This window comes from Pseudomonas nitroreducens NBRC 12694 (genome assembly GCF_002091755.1).
GTDB lineage: Bacteria > Pseudomonadota > Gammaproteobacteria > Pseudomonadales > Pseudomonadaceae > Pseudomonas > Pseudomonas nitroreducens.
Map to the genome: position 1 here is coordinate 267,751 of NZ_BDAI01000004.1, position 17,013 is coordinate 284,763.

The 17,013-nt window shown below is 65.3% G+C and carries 14 protein-coding genes; 10 read left to right on the forward strand and 4 right to left on the reverse strand.

The window, feature by feature from the left end:
• The first annotated feature begins 4 nt into the window (after positions 1–4).
• Complete coding sequence (locus PNI01S_RS13545; RefSeq protein WP_038803760.1) at positions 5–691, forward strand: TSCPD domain-containing protein; 687 nt, start codon at positions 5–7, stop codon at positions 689–691.
• Positions 692–974: 283 nt separating this feature from the next.
• On the opposite strand, the gene PNI01S_RS13550 is transcribed toward PNI01S_RS13545, so the two are convergent.
• Positions 975–1,925, reverse strand: coding sequence for a homoserine kinase (locus tag PNI01S_RS13550; protein WP_065086111.1), 951 nt, complete (start codon positions 1,923–1,925; stop codon positions 975–977).
• Positions 1,926–1,959: 34 nt separating this feature from the next.
• Complete coding sequence (locus PNI01S_RS13555) at positions 1,960–2,247, reverse strand: DUF2782 domain-containing protein (RefSeq protein ID WP_024766803.1); 288 nt, start codon at positions 2,245–2,247, stop codon at positions 1,960–1,962.
• Between the two features lie 74 nt (positions 2,248–2,321).
• Between PNI01S_RS13555 and polA the strand changes: the two genes are divergently transcribed.
• Entirely contained in the window at positions 2,322–5,072 is a 2,751-nt protein-coding gene (gene polA, locus PNI01S_RS13560) for a DNA polymerase I (RefSeq protein ID WP_065086112.1), read from the forward strand.
• A gap of 278 nt (positions 5,073–5,350) precedes the next feature.
• Here polA and yihA read toward each other — a convergent pair whose 3' ends face one another.
• Positions 5,351–6,013, reverse strand: coding sequence for a ribosome biogenesis GTP-binding protein YihA/YsxC (gene yihA / locus PNI01S_RS13565; RefSeq protein WP_024766805.1), 663 nt, complete (start codon positions 6,011–6,013; stop codon positions 5,351–5,353).
• Positions 6,014–6,193: 180 nt separating this feature from the next.
• On the opposite strand from yihA, the gene PNI01S_RS13570 reads away from it, so the two are divergent.
• The 8 genes from PNI01S_RS13570 (at position 6,194) to PNI01S_RS13605 (ending at position 15,437) form a co-directional block, all read left to right on the forward strand.
• The gene (locus PNI01S_RS13570) at positions 6,194–6,484 is read left to right on the forward strand and encodes a c-type cytochrome (protein ID WP_024766806.1); all 291 of its coding nucleotides are present in this window, start codon (positions 6,194–6,196) and stop codon (positions 6,482–6,484) included.
• A 47-nt stretch (positions 6,485–6,531) separates the two neighbouring features.
• Positions 6,532–7,137, forward strand: a complete 606-nt coding sequence (locus PNI01S_RS13575) for a c-type cytochrome (RefSeq protein WP_024766807.1) — start codon at positions 6,532–6,534, stop codon at positions 7,135–7,137.
• A gap of 179 nt (positions 7,138–7,316) precedes the next feature.
• Entirely contained in the window at positions 7,317–7,958 is a 642-nt protein-coding gene (locus tag PNI01S_RS13580; RefSeq protein ID WP_024766808.1) for a thiol:disulfide interchange protein DsbA/DsbL, read from the forward strand.
• Between the two features lie 12 nt (positions 7,959–7,970).
• The gene (locus PNI01S_RS13585; protein ID WP_065348224.1) at positions 7,971–8,843 is read left to right on the forward strand and encodes an endonuclease/exonuclease/phosphatase family protein; all 873 of its coding nucleotides are present in this window, start codon (positions 7,971–7,973) and stop codon (positions 8,841–8,843) included.
• A complete protein-coding gene (locus tag PNI01S_RS13590) occupies positions 8,840–10,834 on the forward strand; it encodes a diguanylate cyclase (protein WP_084358421.1) in 1,995 nt (664 codons plus the stop codon). Before PNI01S_RS13585 ends, PNI01S_RS13590 begins: the two co-directional genes overlap by 4 nt.
• Positions 10,835–11,014: 180 nt before the next feature.
• The gene (locus PNI01S_RS13595; RefSeq protein ID WP_024766810.1) at positions 11,015–11,785 is read left to right on the forward strand and encodes a DeoR/GlpR family DNA-binding transcription regulator; all 771 of its coding nucleotides are present in this window, start codon (positions 11,015–11,017) and stop codon (positions 11,783–11,785) included.
• 12 nt (positions 11,786–11,797) lie between these two features.
• Entirely contained in the window at positions 11,798–13,633 is a 1,836-nt protein-coding gene (gene glmS / locus PNI01S_RS13600; RefSeq protein ID WP_084358422.1) for a glutamine--fructose-6-phosphate transaminase (isomerizing), read from the forward strand.
• A gap of 499 nt (positions 13,634–14,132) precedes the next feature.
• A complete protein-coding gene (locus tag PNI01S_RS13605; RefSeq protein ID WP_084358423.1) occupies positions 14,133–15,437 on the forward strand; it encodes an MFS family transporter in 1,305 nt (434 codons plus the stop codon).
• Positions 15,438–15,451: 14 nt separating this feature from the next.
• On the opposite strand, the gene PNI01S_RS13610 is transcribed toward PNI01S_RS13605, so the two are convergent.
• Entirely contained in the window at positions 15,452–16,924 is a 1,473-nt protein-coding gene (locus tag PNI01S_RS13610; protein ID WP_084358424.1) for an MDR family MFS transporter, read from the reverse strand.
• Positions 16,925–17,013 lie beyond the last annotated feature (89 nt).

The following is a 17,013-nucleotide window of genomic DNA, read 5'->3' on the forward strand; positions in this document are numbered from 1 at the left end:
TGCTATGAGCGTCAAGATCAACCAGAAGATCAAAGGCTTCCAGGTGGTGGACGTGGCCGAGGAAAAGGCCCGTGTGGAAGCCGCCGCGGCCGCCGCCGTGGTGAAGATGGACGAAACCCTGCAGCGCCCCGAGCTGCTGGTGGGCGCCACTTACAAGATCAAGTCACCGCTGTTCGAGCACGCGCTGTACGTGACCATCAACGACGTGGTGCTCAACCCGGATACGCCGTATGAGCAGCGCCGGCCCTTCGAGATCTTCATCAACTCGAAGAACATGGACCATTTCCAGTGGATCGTCGCGCTCACCCGGATCATGTCCGCGGTGTTCCGCAAGGGCGGCGACTGCACCTTCCTGGTAGAAGAAATGAAGGCAGTGTTCGACCCACGCGGCGGCTACCTGAAGCGCGGCGGCATCTATATGCCGTCGATCGTCGCCGAAATCGGCGCGGTCATCGAGCGCCACATGGTTGCCATAGGCCTGATGGAAGGCCCGCAGCTGGACGAGGAACAGCGCCTGTACCTCGCTGAAAAGCGCGCCGCCTACGAAGCCGCCCAAGGCACTAACAAGGCCGAACCCGGCGAAGGCTTCCCCGCCGGCGCTCAGCTTTGCGGCAAGTGCAACACCATGGCGGTGGTGCAGATGGACGGCTGCGCCACCTGCCTGAACTGCGGGCATTCGAAGTGTGGGTGAGACGGAGCGACGCGACGTATACGTCGCGCCGGCGAACGCCTGGCCATGGATGGCCAGGCTGGGGTTGAACTTGAGCAGAGGAGCAACGGCAAGGATGCCAGCTCCGAATTAGATCTTTACGACGCCCGCACTCGTCGCCCGGCGAACGACCGACCATGGATGGCCGGGCCGAGGCTGACCTTGAGCAGAGGAACATCGGCAGGGATGCCAGCTACGAGTTAGATCTTTACGCCACCCGATTCACGCCGGGTTGTTCTTTTGTAGGAGCGAGCCGTCGGAGCGTTTACAGCGCAAATGGCAAATGAATAGCCACCTTCTGCCGTTGCACCAGGCGTCGCTCGAACTCGCTCGGGTCGTGAATCAGCACGTCCTGCCCGGCGAATGCCTCGGCGGCAATCAGCCGCGACAGCCAGAAGCGCACACACGCCACGCGCAGCATCTCCGGCCACAACTCGGCTTCCAGCGCAGTGAACGGCCGCTTCGCCGCGTAGGCTGCCAGCAGCGCGCGAGCGCGCGGACCGTCAAGGGCGCCGTCGTCGTTGGAACACCAGTCGTTCACGGTGATCGCCAGATCGTAAAGCATCCAGCCGGAGCTGGCGTTGTAGAAGTCAATCACCCCCGCCAGGTGCGGGCCATCGAACAGCACGTTGTCGCGGAACAGGTCGGCGTGCAGGTTGGCGCGCGGCAGTGCCGGTTGTTCGGCAAGCAGGCGGGCAATCTCTTCGAGTGCATCGCCCAACAGCGTGGCCGCAGCACCGGAGAGGTGCGACTGCATCGCCTCGCCCTCGTGCAGCATCCAGCTCAGGCCACGGTCGCTGGGGCGCTCGATGATCCGCTCGCGGGTCGCCAGATGCAGGCGCGCCAGCAGGTCGCCGACTTCCTGGCAGTGATGGTTGTTCGGCGAGCGCTCGTGGCGGCCGGCCAGGCGCGGTTGCAGCAGCGCCGGTTTGCCTTCGAGCTGGCGCAGGGCTTCGCCGTCCTTCGTGCGCAGTGCATAGGGCACCGGCAGGTCGGCTTCGTGCAGCACGTCGAGCAGTTCGATGAAGAACGGCATCTCCTGCACCGGGCCGCGCTCCACCAGGGTCAAGACGAATTCGCCCTGTTCCAGGCTGACGAAGAAGTTGCTGTTCTCCGATCCTTCCGCGATTCCACGAAAGTCGCGCAGGCGGCCGAGGCCGTAAGGAGCGAGGAAGTCTTCGAGAACCGGACGTTCCAGAGGCGTGAATACCGACATGCTCAATCCTCTGGAGCGTCGTGGTGGGAAGGGTTTACCAGCTGAAGATCTGCCACTGCGGAATCAGCTTGTCGGGCTGGTCCGAGCGGATGAAGTTGCCGTCGCTGCCGTCCTGGCGCACCAGGAAGTACGGCTTGCCGTGCTTGGGCACGACCTTGATGGCGTAGAGGAAGCCGTTCACGCGGTATTCCTGGATGGTCTTGTCGCCCTCCTGGCGGATGGTCACATCCGGTTCCGGCGTCGGGGCATCGTCCGCCGCCATGACGGAAGTCGCGCCAAGACCCAGTAGAGCGGCGAGCAACAGGCGGTTCAACGTACGCATGATAACCTTGTCCCTTTGTCGAATTGGCTACGGACATTTTAGCCCGAGCCCTTCTGAAAAGGTTGATTCCCCTCATGAGCCAAGCACCCCTCGTCCTCGTGGACGGCTCGTCCTACCTGTATCGCGCCTTCCATGCCCTGCCGCCGCTGATGACCTCCACCGGCATGCCCACGGGTGCGGTGAAGGGCGTGCTGAACATGCTCAAGAGCCTGCGCAAGCAGTACCCGGACAGCCCTTTCGCGGTGGTCTTCGATGCCAAGGGCGGAACCTTCCGCGACGAGATGTTCGCCGAATACAAGGCCAACCGCCCGTCGATGCCGGACGACCTGCGAGTGCAGGTGGAGCCGTTGCACGCCACGGTACGCGCCCTCGGCCTGCCCCTGCTCTGCGTGGAAGGAGTGGAAGCGGATGACGTGATCGGCACCCTCGCCCGGCAGAGCGCGGCTGGCGGTCGGGCGGTGGTGATCTCCACCGGCGACAAGGACATGGCGCAGCTGGTCGACGGGCACATTACGCTGGTCAACACCATGACCGGTAGCGTGCTCGACGTGGATGGCGTGAAGGAGAAATTCGGTGTCGGTCCTGAGCTGATCATCGATTACCTCGCGCTGATGGGCGACAAGGTCGACAACATTCCCGGCGTGCCCGGCGTCGGCGAAAAGACCGCCCTCGGCCTGCTCACCGGCGTGGGTGGCGGCCTGGATGTGCTCTACGCCAGCCTGAACAAGGTGCCCGAGCTGCCGATCCGCGGCGCCAAGGGCCTGCCGGCCAAGCTCGAAGAGCACAAGGACATGGCCTATCTGTCCTACAAGCTCGCGACCATCAAGTGCGATGTCGAACTGAACATCGAGATCGATGCCCTTCACCCCGGCGAGCCAGACCGTGAGGCGCTGACCGAGCTGTACCGTACCCTGGAGTTCAAGACCGGGCTGGATGACCTGCAGCGCCAGGCGGCCAAGGCCGGAAGTCCGCAACTGGCGCTGGAAGAGGCCCCGGCTGCGACGGCGGAGAAGCGTTACGAGACTGTCCTGGAGCAGAGCCAGTTCGATGCCTGGCTGAAGAAGCTGGAAGCTGCCGACCTGATCGCCTTCGACACCGAGACCACCAGCCTCGACCCGCAGCAGGCGCAGGTGGTGGGCGTGTCCTTCGCGGTCACGGAGGGTGAAGCCGCCTACGTACCGCTGGCGCACAGCTACATGGGGGTGCCGGCCCAGCTGGACCGCGATGACGTGCTCAAGGCGCTCAAGCCGCTGCTGGAGGATCCGAAGAAGCGCAAGGTCGGCCAGCACGCCAAGTACGACATGAACGTCCTGGCCAACGCCTCGACGCCCATCGCCGTGCAGGGCATCGCCTTCGACACCATGCTCGAATCCTACGTGCTGGACTCCACCGCGACCCGTCACGATATGGACAGCCTGGCGCTGAAGTACCTCGGCCACAGCACCATCCGCTTCGAGGACATCGCCGGCAAGGGCGCCAAGCAGCTGACCTTCGACCAGATCGCCCTGGAACAGGCCGGCCCCTACGCCGCGGAAGACGCCGACGTCACCCTGCGCCTGCACCAGACCCTGTGGCAGAAGCTGGAGGCCATCCCCTCGCTGGCCAAGGTCCTGACCGAGATCGAGATGCCGCTGGTGCCGGTGCTGGCGCGTATCGAGCGCAACGGAGCGCTGGTCGATGCCAACCTGCTGGGCAAGCAGAGCGTCGAGCTGGGCGAGAAGATGGTCGAGCTGCAGCGCCAGTCCTTCGACCTGGCAGGCGAAGAGTTCAACCTCGGCTCGCCCAAGCAGCTGGGCGCCATCCTTTATGAAAAGCTCGGCCTGCCGGTTCTGTCGAAGACCGCCACCGGCCAGCCGTCCACCGCCGAGAACGTCCTCGCGGAACTGGCCGAGCAGGATTACGAACTGCCCAAGGTGATCATGCAGTACCGCTCCCTGAGCAAGCTCAAGAGCACCTATACCGACAAGCTGCCAGACCAGATCAACCCGCGCACCGGGCGCATCCACACCAGTTACCACCAGGCGGTGGCGGCCACCGGCCGGCTGTCCTCCAGCGACCCGAACCTGCAGAACATCCCGATTCGAACCGCCGAGGGCCGGCGCATCCGCCAGGCCTTCGTCGCGCCCCAGGGCTACAAGCTGCTGGCGGCGGACTACTCGCAGATCGAGCTGCGCATCATGGCTCACCTGGCCAAGGACGAAGGCCTGCTGGACGCCTTCCGCCATGATCGCGACGTGCACCGCGCCACCGCCGCCGAAGTCTTCGGCGTGCCGCTGGATGACGTGACCTCCGACCAGCGCCGCAGCGCCAAGGCGATCAACTTCGGCCTGATCTACGGCATGAGCGCCTTCGGCCTGGCCAAGCAGATCGGCGTCGAACGCAAGGAAGCCCAGGCCTACATCGACCGCTACTTCGCTCGCTATCCGGGCGTGCTGGCCTATATGGAGCGTACCCGCGCCCAGGCCGCCGAGCAGGGCTTCGTCGAGACCCTGTTCGGCCGTCGCCTGTACCTGCCGGAAATCGCCTCGAAGAACGGCGCCATGCGCAAGGCCGCCGAGCGCACCGCGATCAACGCGCCGATGCAGGGCACGGCGGCGGACATCATGAAACGCGCCATGGTGGCTGTGGATAACTGGCTGCAGGAAAGCGCCATCGATGCCCGCGTCATCCTTCAGGTTCACGACGAACTGGTGCTGGAAGTGCGCGAGGACCTGGTCGACCAGGCTCGCGATGGCATTCGGCCACTTATGAGCGGTGCGGCGGAACTGGACGTACCGCTGGTCGTCGAAGCAGGTGTGGGAGCGAACTGGGACGAGGCCCACTGATCGGCTGGACGAGCGGTCGGAAAGCACGCCAGCCGGGCTTTCCGGCTCGATTTGCCGAGCGCTTTCGGGCCTGCCGGAAAAAATCTTTTGTGACCTGCTGAACTTTCCCACAAAGAGCTGAGTCAGAACTCGTGAATGGCTGGTGAAGCCCTTCGATGCTCCTTTGCAGTGTTTAGTGTTGGCAGATTACTGGACCCCGCCCTAGCGGTCCGGACTTAAACCCCGAACTTCCCCCTCCCCATACGAAGCTCGGGGTTTTTTTTGCCTGCGATTCGGCCTCAGGCCTCCTCGCCGGCCTCCTCTTCTTCCTCATCCAGCAGCCCCAGCCAGCCGGCCAGGACCAATTGCGCCTCTTCCACACCCTGGCGCTTGGGCGCCGAGAACAGTTGCAGGGTGGCGACATCGCCCCAGCCGTCGAGGATTTCCTTGCGGGTCTTGAGCAACGCGTTCTTCGCCGCGCCGTAGGCCAGCTTGTCGGCCTTGGTCAGCAGCACGTGGATCGGCAGCTGGCTGGCCTGGGCCCAGTCGAGCATCAGGCGGTCGAAATCGGTCAGCGGATGACGGATATCCATCATCAGCACCACGCCGGCTAGCGCATTGCGGCTGGAGAGATAAGCTTCCAGGTGCTGCTGCCAGTGCAGCTTCAGCGGAATCGGCACCTTGGCGTAGCCGTAGCCGGGCAGGTCGACCAGGCGGCGCTGGTCATCCAGGCGGAAGAAGTTCAGCAACTGGGTGCGGCCGGGGGTCTTGGAAGTGCGCGCCAGGTTCGCGTGGGTCAGCGCATTCAACGCGCTGGACTTGCCCGCGTTGGAGCGGCCGGCGAAGGCGACTTCCAGGCCGGAGTCTTCCGGGCACTGGTTCACCTTGGCGGCGGAAATGAGGAAAGTGGCCTGTTGGCAGAGGCCGAGAATCGGGTTTTTCGTAGCGTTATTCGAGGACATGGGTAACTTCGCGGCGGGTGCGACGCGGTGTCGCGGGGGGCGGTTTCGTTTCCGTTTGGGCATCTGAAGTATATAATGCCGCGGATTTTGTGTGCGCTTTATCCCCCAGGGTCGAGCCACACGGGAACGTTGGAGTCCGCGCAATCAAGAACGCGGATGTTCCCTGCGATGAGGATAATCATGAAGAAACTGCTGTTCGCAGCCATCGTTGCAGCGCTGGCGTCCAGCGCCCTGGCGGCCCAGGATCCGGAAGCCGTTTTCAACAGAGCCTGTGGCGCCTGCCACAATGGTCAGTTGCCAATGGCGCCGAAGAAGGGCGACGCCACCGCTTGGAAGCCGCGCCTGGACAAGGGCATGGACACGCTGGTGCAACATGTGACCAACGGTTTCAACGCGATGCCGCCTCGCGGCCTGTGCACCGACTGCAGCGCCGAGGATTACCAGACAATTATCCAGTGGATGTCGAAGTAACTTCTCAGGCCTTACTCTTTCACCCTTAGCCGTTATTGGATTAGCTGATGAACAAATTGATCGTGAGTCTGCTGTTGACCCTGGGTCTTGTCGGTGTGGCGCACGCCGCTGGCGATGCCAAGGCCGGTCAGGCGAAAGCTGCTGTCTGTGGTGCCTGCCACGGTGCCGATGGCAACAGCATGGCGCCCAACTTCCCGAAACTGGCCGGGCAGGGTGAGCGTTACCTGCTCAAGCAGATGCACGACATCAAGGACGGCAAGCGCACCGTGCTGGAAATGACCGGCCTGCTGACCAACCTCAGCGACGAAGACCTGGCCGACATCGCCGCCTACTTCTCCAGCCAGAACGGCAGCGTCGGCGCCGCCGATCCCAAGCTGGTCGCCCAGGGTGAAGCCCTGTTCCGCGGCGGCAAGCTCGCCGAAGGCATGCCGGCCTGCACCGGTTGCCACAACCCGGCTGGCCAGGGCAACGCCGAAGCCGGCTTCCCGCATCTGGGTGGCCAGCACGCGGCCTACACCGCCAAGCAGCTGACCGCCTTCCGCGAAGGCGAGCGCACCAACGACGGCGACGCCATGATCATGCGCAGCATCGCCGCCAAGCTGTCCAACAAGGACATCGCTGCGATCTCCAGCTACATCGAAGGCCTGCACTAAGCAGCCGGCCGGCTCCAACGCCGGATCGAAAAACTGCTTCGAAAAAAAGGGTGGCCTCGGCCACCCTTTTTTGCATCCTCCGCCACTACAATGCTGGAACCGTGTCTGGCCCCTCCGGTCAAACCGCTTCATCCCGCCGCGCGGCAGCGCGGCGGTTCCGCTCAGCCAAGGAGTGAACCATGCGTAACCTGATTTTCACCGCCGCTCTTGCCTTCGCCGGCCTGTTCGCCGTCAACGCGAACGCCGCCGACTTCGAAGCGGGCAAGAACTACACCGAGCTGAACCAGGCCGTCCCGGTCTCCCAGCCCGGCAAGATCGAGGTGGTGGAGCTGTTCTGGTACGGCTGCCCGCACTGCTATGCGTTCGAACCGACCATCAACCCGTGGGTCGAGAAGCTGCCGGCCGACGTTCACTTCGTGCGTATCCCGGCCATGTTCGGCGGCCTGTGGAATATCCACGGCCAACTGTTCCTGACCCTGGAATCCATGGGTGTGGAGAAGAAGGTGCACCACGCCATCTTCGAGAAGCTGCACAACAATCCCAAGGCCCTGACCACTCCGGAAGAAATGGCTGACTTCGTCGCCGAGCAGGGCGTGGACAAGGACAAGTTCCTCAGCACCTACAACTCGTTCGCCATCAAGGGCCAGATCGAGAAAGCCAAGAAACTGGCGATGGCCTATCAGATCAGCGGCGTGCCGACCCTGGTGGTCAATGGCAAATACCGCTTCGACATCGGCTCGGCCGGTGGCCCGGACGAGGCGCTGCAGCTGGCGGACCAGCTGATCGCCAAGGAACGCGCCAGCGCCAAGGCCGCTCAGTAAGGGTCGATGACGATGCTGCGCCGGCGGACTCGTGAGCGTGTCGCGGGAGCCTGCGTCCCTCGGGTGAATACGGCCCAGGGGACTTCCGCCGGCCTGCCCGACGACGGCCGGCTGCGCCTGCTCAGCTTCAACATCCAGGTCGGCATCAGTACCGAAAGGTACCGTCACTACCTGACCCGCGGCTGGCAGCACCTGCTGCCCGCCGCCGGTCGCGCTACCAACCTGCAGCGCATCGGCGAACTGCTCTCCGACTACGACGTGGTCGCCCTGCAGGAAGCCGACGGCGGCAGCATCCGTTCCGGCAACATCAACCAGGTCGAGCACTTGGCACAGCTCGGTGCCTTCCCCTACTGGTACCAGCAGCTCAACCGCAATCTCGGGCGCATCGCCCAGCATAGCAACGGCCTGCTCAGCCGCCTGCAGCCCACTGCGCTGGAAGACCACCCGCTGCCCGGCCCGCCCGGCCGCGGCGCGATCCTCATGCGTTTCGGCGAAGGCAAGGACGCGCTGGCCGTGGTGATGATGCACCTGGCCCTCGGCGCCCGGACCCGCACCCGCCAGCTCGCCTATATCCGCGAGCTGCTGCAGGACTACCGCCATCACGTGCTGATGGGCGACATGAACACCCATGCCACCGACCTGCTGGAAAGCTCGCCATTGCGCGACCTCCAGCTCATCGCCCCGCAGGTCGAGGCCACCTTCCCCAGTTGGCGCCCGCAGCGCTGCCTGGACCACATCCTGCTCAGTTCCGAGCTGGCGCTGGAACGCGTCAGTGTCCTCCCGCACCCGATTTCCGACCACCTGCCCGTGGCCGTGGAAATCCGCCTGCCGGATGCCCTGCGTTCGTCCTCGTCGCTCGCCTTGCGCGGCGAGGACCCTGAATGAGTCGCGACGACGACCAGCGCTGGAAACAGAAATACCTGGATAACCTCGAACAGCAGGAGAAGCTCGAGCGCCGCTGGGATGCTCGCCTCGACCTGCTGCGTCGCGGCCTGGTGCGCAGCAGCCTGGCGGCCGAAGGCAGCGACAAGGCGGTGGACGCCTGCATGAAGGAGCTGCGCGAAGTGCTGCGCCGCGACGACATGGACGCCGGCCTGTCGCGCCTGATCCCGCAGCTGGAAAAGGCCGTGCTCGACTCCGAGCAGCGCCGCCAGCAGCGCATCGAACAGAATGTCGCCGCGCTCAGCCAGCTGTCGCAGCAACTGCTGTCCCTGGACATGCCGGGCGACGTGCGCAAGCCGCTCAAGCGCCTGTCCAAGGACATTCCCAGCCGTGGCAGTTCCTCCCGCGAGCTTCCCGCGCTGCTGGGCGAACTGAGTCGTCTGCAGCGCCAGGTGCTGGATCATTTCGGCAACGGTGGCGGGGAGCAGCGCCCCGGTTTCCTGCAGCGGCTGTTCGGCAGCCGTGACGGCGATGAGGTGGAGGAGCCGAACTCGGCATCCAGCACACCAGCCGCCCCGGCAGACAGAACGCCGGTGACGGAAGCGGCGGTGGATCTTCCACCGCCCAGCGAAATTCCATCTGCTGCACCTGCACCTGCACCTGCGGAGGCGGCCGGCGCTGCAACGGTGATCGAGCACGTCGTGGCGCCAGTCGAGGTGGCCTCACGGGCGGTAGCGCCGGAGTCTGCCGCCGCGCCTTCGCCGGTCGTGCGATCGGAGCCTTTCGCCCCTGTGCAGGTCATCGACAGGCCGACTGCAGTAGAGTCAGCCCGCCACGATGATTCCAGCCTGCTCGACAGCCTGCCGGTACCGCCGGGGTTGTTCGGCACGCCCGAAGACGCGCGCCAGGCCAATGACCCCTACGCCTTGCCGCCTCGTCCGGAGCCCGGCTACAGCGCGGTGGCGCCGCATATCGAGGCGAGCCTGCTACGCCTGCTGGACGAGATGCACCTGCCGGCCGCCCAGCAGGTCCAGGCCGAGGCGCTGCGTTCGCGGATCCACGGCAGCCTCAACTGGTACGAACTGGTGCCGGTGCTGGATGACCTGGGCGTCCTCGTACTCTCGCTCAACGACAGCGGCCAGCACGAGTTCGAAGGCTACCTGCACCAGCTCAACGAACGCCTGGGGGCTTTCCTCGACGGCCTGCAGGCCGTCCAGGAGAACCACAGCGGCTCCAGCTCCAGCGCCCGCGATCTGGACGATAGCCTGCGCGAGCAGGTCAGCGGGCTGCAGGAAAGCGTGCTGGAGGCCACTGACCTGGAGGGTCTCAAGCGCCATGTCGAGTCACGCCTGCAAGGCCTGGTCGGCACGATGGACCGCTTCCGCGAGGAGCGCGAGGTCCGTGAGCGCGAAGTAAGCGAGCGCATCCAGTCACTGGTGACTCGCGTCGCCAGCATGGAAGAGGAGGCCCGCACCTTCCAGGCGAACATCGAGGACCAGCGCCAGAAGGCCATGACCGACGCCCTGACCGGCCTGCCCAACCGCGCCGCGCTCACCGAGCGGTTGGACCTGGAAGTGGCGCGCTGGCAGCGCTACGGCGGCGACCTGCTGCTGGCAGTGCTGGACGTCGACCATTTCAAGCGGATCAACGACGACTTCGGCCACCTCGCCGGCGACAAGGTGCTGAAGATCATCGCCAACGAGCTGGCCAAGCGCGTGCGCAAGACCGACTTCATCGCCCGCTTCGGCGGCGAGGAGTTCGTCGTGCTGCTGCCCGCCACGCCGCTGGAAGGCGGACAGCAGTTGCTCGACGTGCTGCGCGGCGCCATCGAAGCCTGCCCGTTCCACTTCAAGGGGGAACGGTTGAGCATCACCTGCTCGGCGGGCCTCACGGCCTTCCGCGAAGGCGAGCGCGCCGAAACGGTATTCGAGCGAGCCGACCAGGCGCTGTACCGTGCCAAGCGCGGCGGGCGTAACCGTCTCGAAGTCGACTGAGCACACTGCGTTTCCTGCAGGAGCGAGATTGCTCGCGAACCCCTGCACCGCCGGTGAGTATCGCGAACGGGGCTCGCTCCTACAGAAGATCGCTTCCGTTCGTGCCAGAAATTCTTGACGAACGAAACAACATAGGTTTTGATTCGCACACTTATCTTTCGAATCGAAACTTAATCGTTCATGTCGAAACGCAATACCCCCCAACGCCGCCACGACATCCTGGCGCTGCTCGCCGACCAGGGCGAGGTCAGCGTGGACGACCTCGCGCGCCGCTTCGCCACCTCCGAGGTGACCATCCGCAAGGACCTGGCCGCCCTGGAAGGCAACGGCCTGCTGCTGCGCCGCTACGGCGGCGCGGTGCCGATGCCCCATGAGCTGATCGCCGAGCCGAGCCAGCCGCTGTCGCGCTACAAGCAGGCCATCGGCCGGGCAGCAGCCGCCTGCATCCGCGAGCACGCGCGGATCATCATCGACAGTGGCAGCACGACGGCCGCGCTGATCCCGGAACTGGGCCGCAAGCCCGGCCTGGTGGTGATGACCAACTCCCTGAGCGTGGCCAATGCCCTGCGCGAGCTGGAGCGCGAACCGGTGCTGCTGATGACCGGCGGCACCTGGGACCCGCATTCCGAATCGTTCCAGGGCCAGGTGGCCGAACAGGTGTTGCGCTCCTACGATTTCGATCAGCTGTTCATCGGCGCCACCGGCCTGGACATCGAGCGCGGCACCACGACCTTCAACGAACTGCTGGGCCTGAGCCGGGTCATGGCCGAGGTCGCCCGCGAGGTGATCGTCATGGCCGAGGCCGACAAGCTGGGCCGGCGTATTCCCAACCTGGAGCTGCCCTGGAGCAGCGTCCAGACCCTGATTACCGACGAACGCCTGAGCGATGAAGCGTTCGAACTGATCCAGGCGCGCGGCGTGAAAGTGATCCGCGCGCGCTGCGAAGACTAAGGAGACCAAACCATGTGTGGAATCGTAGGCGCCATCGCCGAGCGCAATATCACCCCGATCCTCGTCGAAGGCCTCAAGCGCCTGGAATACCGTGGCTACGACAGCGCCGGTGTGGCGGTGATCCAGGCTGACGGTGCGCTGGACCGCCGCCGTCGCGCAGGCAAGGTTTCCAGCCTTGAGCAGGCCCTCGAAGAGCAGCCGCTGCTCGGTCGTTTGGGGATCGCCCACGTTCGCTGGGCCACCCACGGCGCGCCGACCGAGGCCAACGCCCACCCGCACTTCTCCCGTGGTGAAGTGGCCGTGGTGCACAACGGCATCATCGAGAACTTCGAGCCCCTGCGCGAAATGCTCAAGGCGCGTGGCTACGAGTTCACCTCGCAGACCGACACCGAGGTCATTGCCCACCTGCTGCATCTACGCCTGGGTGAGCTGGGCGACCTGACCGTCGCGCTCAAGGCCGTCGTCAAGGAATTGCACGGCGCCTACGGCCTGGCGGTGATCAGCAGCAAGCAGCCCGACCGTATCCTGGCCGCCCGCAGCGGCAGCCCGCTGGTGGTGGGCCTGGGCCATGGCGAGAATTTCCTCGCCTCCGACCAGCTGGCGCTGCGCCAGGTGACCGACCGCTTCATCTACCTGGAAGAGGGCGACATCGCCGAGATTCGTCGCGACGGCCTGCAGCTGTGGGACGTCAACGGCAACCCGGTGCAGCGCGAGGAAGTGCGCTACCACGAGGGCGCCGAGGCGGCCGACAAGGGCGGCTACCGCCACTTCATGCTCAAGGAAATCCACGAGCAGCCGGCCGTGGTGCAGCGCACCCTGGAAGGTCGCCTGGGCAGCGGGCAGGTGCTGGTGGACAACTTCGGCCCGCAGGCCCGCGAGCTGCTGGCCAAGGTGCGCACCGTGCAGATCGTCGCCTGCGGCACCAGCTACCACGCCGGTATGGTCGCCCGTTACTGGCTGGAAAGCCTGACCGGCATTCCCTGCCAGGTCGAAGTGGCCAGCGAGTTCCGCTACCGCAAGGTCGCGGTGCACCCGGATTCCCTGTTCGTCACCATCTCCCAGTCCGGCGAAACCGCCGACACCCTGGCCGCGCTGCGCTACGCCAAGGAGCTGGGCTTCCTGTCCAGCCTGGCGATCTGCAACGTCGCCACCAGCTCTCTGGTGCGCGAGTCGGACATGACCCTGCTGACCAACGCCGGGCCGGAAATCGGCGTGGCCTCCACCAAGGCCTTCACTACCCAACTGGTCGCCCTGTTGCTGCTGACCCTCGGTATCGGCCAGGTACAAAAGCGCCTGAACGACGGCGTCGAAGCCGAGCTGGTGAACGAGCTGCGCCGGCTGCCGACCCACCTGGAAGAAGCCCTGTCCATGGACAAGGTGGTGGAGAAGATCAGCGAGCTGTTCGCCGAGAAGCACCACACCCTGTTCCTCGGTCGTGGCGCCCAGTACCCGGTGGCGATGGAAGGCGCGCTGAAGCTCAAGGAGATCTCCTACATCCACGCAGAGGCCTACCCGGCCGGCGAGCTGAAGCACGGCCCCCTGGCCCTGGTGGACGCCGACATGCCGGTGGTGACCGTGGCGCCGAACAACGAGCTGCTGGAGAAGCTCAAATCCAACCTGCAGGAAGTGCGCGCCCGCGGCGGTGAGCTGGTGGTCTTTGCCGAAGGTGGCAGCGGCATCAGCGACGGCGAGGGTACCCACGTGGTGGGCATGCCGGCGATCCACGACTGCCTGGCGCCGATTCTCTACACCGTGCCGCTGCAGCTGCTGTCCTACTACGTCGCCGTGCTCAAGGGCACCGATGTCGACCAGCCGCGCAACCTGGCTAAATCCGTGACGGTGGAATAAGCGCGCAGGCGCCAGGAGAAAGGTCCCTTCGGGGGCCTTTTTTCGTTTCAGGGTGCTGGAATTCGAGAGGGAAGTGCGAGGGGACGATCAACATTCCCCCGGTGCCTGCACGTCCGGGGGTGTGGACGGGGCACCGAGGCCAGGCGGCTTGAGCCGCTACACGAGGGGAATGGAAATCGACCTTGTCTTGTGGACAAGGTCGGGCTCCGGCCCTGCGAGGGGTACCTGACAAGTCTCCCGCAGGGTGGGGAGCGGGCCAACGATAGAAGCTGGCTACTGGCCGGTCAATCGGAAACGACAAACGCGCGTTCGTGAGTGTCCGATATTCGAACCGAAAGGCCCGGTCCAGGCCGCGGATTTCGTTAGCCGGCTATCGGAAGCGTCTATACTGTTTCTGATTGTGTCAGTGAAAAATGCCTGGCGGCAATTCGCTGGCAAGGGCGGCGAGGGAGTTCCGTCCTCACGTCCGGGATGCAGTTAAACCGACAAGAGAATCCCCATGAACGCACCTGCCGCACCGCAGTATTCCGCCCATGAGCGCCGCTCGCGCATCCTCGCCATCGTCGGCGCCTCGTCGGGCAACCTGGTGGAGTGGTTCGACTTCTACGTCTACGCCTTCACCGCCCTGTACTTCGCCCACGCCTTCTTCCCCTCGGACGATCCGACGGTGCAGTTGCTCAACACCGCCGGGGTGTTCGCCGCGGGCTTCCTGATGCGCCCCATCGGCGGCTGGCTGTTCGGCCGCATCGCCGACAAGAAGGGCCGCAAGACCGCGATGATGATCTCGGTGCTGATGATGTGCGGCGGCTCGCTGGCCATCGCGGTCATGCCGACCTACGCCACCATTGGCGTCGCGGCGCCGGCGTTGCTGTTGCTCGCGCGACTGTTCCAGGGGCTGTCGGTGGGCGGCGAGTACGGCACCAGCGCGACCTACATGAGCGAAGTGGCGCTCAAGGGGCAGCGCGGCTTCTTCGCCTCCTTCCAGTACGTCACCCTGATCGGTGGCCAGTTGCTGGCCGTGCTGGTGGTGGTGATCCTGCAGCAACTGCTGACCACCGATGAGCTGAAGGAGTGGGGCTGGCGAATTCCCTTCGTGGTCGGCGCGATCACCGCGGTGATCGCCTTCTACCTGCGCCGCTCTCTGAGTGAAACGGCCAAGGAGTCCAACCTCAATCGCAAGGAGTCGGGCACGCTCACCGAGCTGTTCACTCACCACAAGCGCGCCTTCTTCACTGTGCTCGGCTTCACGGCCGGCGGCTCGCTGATCTTCTACACCTTCACCACCTACATGCAGAAATACCTGGTGAACACCGCCGGGATGGACGCCAAGGTGGCCAGCGGCGTGATGACCTTCGCGCTGTTCTGCTACATGTGCATGCAGCCGCTGTTCGGTGCGCTGTCCGACCGTATCGGCCGCAAGACCTCGATGCTCTGGTTCGGCGCCCTGGGCATGCTCTGCACCTGGCCGATCCTCGCCGCGCTGAAGACCGTCAGCAGTCCCTACGCGGCGTTCGGCCTGATCATCCTGGCGATGGCCATCGTCAGCCTGTACACCTCGATCAGCGGCCTGATCAAGGCGGAGATGTTCCCGCCGCAGATCCGCGCCCTGGGCGTGGGCCTGTCCTACGCGGTGGGCAACGCGATCTTCGGTGGCTCCGCCGAGTACGCTGCGCTGGGGCTGAAGAGCATCGGCATGGAGGAGGTGTTCTACATCTATGTCTCGGTCATGTGCGGCGTGGCGCTGCTGGTCTGCCTGCTGCTGCCGGACCTGCGCAAGGTCAGCTACCTCAACGACGAGGACTGACCCCGCGCCATTCGCTAATCGTTGCTCCGGCCGCGCAGTGCGTGGTCGGGCAGTGACAGGGCGATCAACAGGGCCAGGGCGCCGAACCCGGCGTTGATCAGGAACAGGTGCCCGAACACCCCATCCAGCGCCAGCCGCTGCGCTTCATGGCCTTCGCCGCTCAGGCTGGCCAGCAGGGCGCTGGCCGACAGGCCATGGCCGGCGTCGCCTGCCAGCGGTTGCAGCATCGCCAGCAGCAGGGCCGACATCAGTGCGATCCCCACCGCCCCGCCCAGCGAGCGGAACAGCGTGATGTTGCTGGTCGCCACACCTAGGTGCTTCATTTCCACTGCGCTCTGCGCCGCCACCAGGCTGGTGGGGAATTGCGTGCCGGCGGCAATGCCGGTGAGCAGCATGCAGACCCCTGAAAGGAAGTATGCGCTCGGCGGCGTCAGCGCCAGGCCGGCAATCGCCAGTGGCATCAGCAGCGCGCCGCCGACGATCTGCGGTTTGTAGCGGCCGATGATCGCCGTGAGACGGCCGCAGCAGTACGCGCCGACCGGTACGCCCATGGCCAGCGGCAGCAGGTGCAGCGCGGCGCTGTCGGCGCCCGCGCCGGTCACCGACTGAAAGCGCAGCGGCACCAGCACTGACAGCGAGATGACCTGGAAGCTGGCAAAGAAGCTGATCAGCCAGCTCAGCGTGGCGGCGCGAATACCGAACAGGTGCATCGGTACCAGTGGCTCCGGTGCGCGGCGTTCCTGCACGACGAACAGCGCGATCAGCACCACTGCGGCGGCGAACAGCGCGAGCATCTGCGGGTCGTTCCAGCGTGCGCCCTGGCCGACCTCGGTGATCGCCAGCAGCAGGCTGCCCAGACCGGCGATCATCAGCATCGTGCCGACGTAGTCGATGACCGGCTTGCGCCCCGGCACCGGCAGGCCGCGCAGGGTCTGGCGGGATACCGCGAGGGCGACCAGGCCCACCGGCAGGTTGATCAGGAACACCCAGCGCCACGACAGGTATTCGGTGAGCAGCCCACCCAGCACCGGGCCGGCGATGCTCGCCACCGCGTACATGCTGCTGAAGTAGCCCTGGTAGCGGCCGCGTTCGCGGGGCGGGACGATGTCGCCGATGATCGCCTGGCTCACCGACATCATGCCGCCGGCGCCGATGCCTTGCAGGACCCGGGCGATCACCAACTGCTCCATGCTCTGGGCGGCGCCGCAGAGCAGCGAGGCGAAGGTGAACAGGGCGATGGCGAAGAGCATCAGCACGCGGCGGCCGTATAGGTCGCCGAGCTTGCCGTAGATCGGCATGGAGATGGTCATCGCCACCATGTAGCCGGAGATGACCCAGGCCAGCAGGTCGAAGTCGCCGAAGCCGGCGGAGATCGCCGGCAGGGACACGGCGACGATGGTCTGGTCGAGCGCACCGAGGAAGATCGCCAGCATCAGCCCCACCAGCACGGTGCGGACTGCCGGTCGCGGCTCGGAAAAGGTAGTCAAGACAGCCCCCTTCACTTCAGAGGATCTCCGTCCGGGAGGCGGGCGGAGGGCCCCAGTGTAGTGCAATGCAACGGCCATCTGTCACAGCA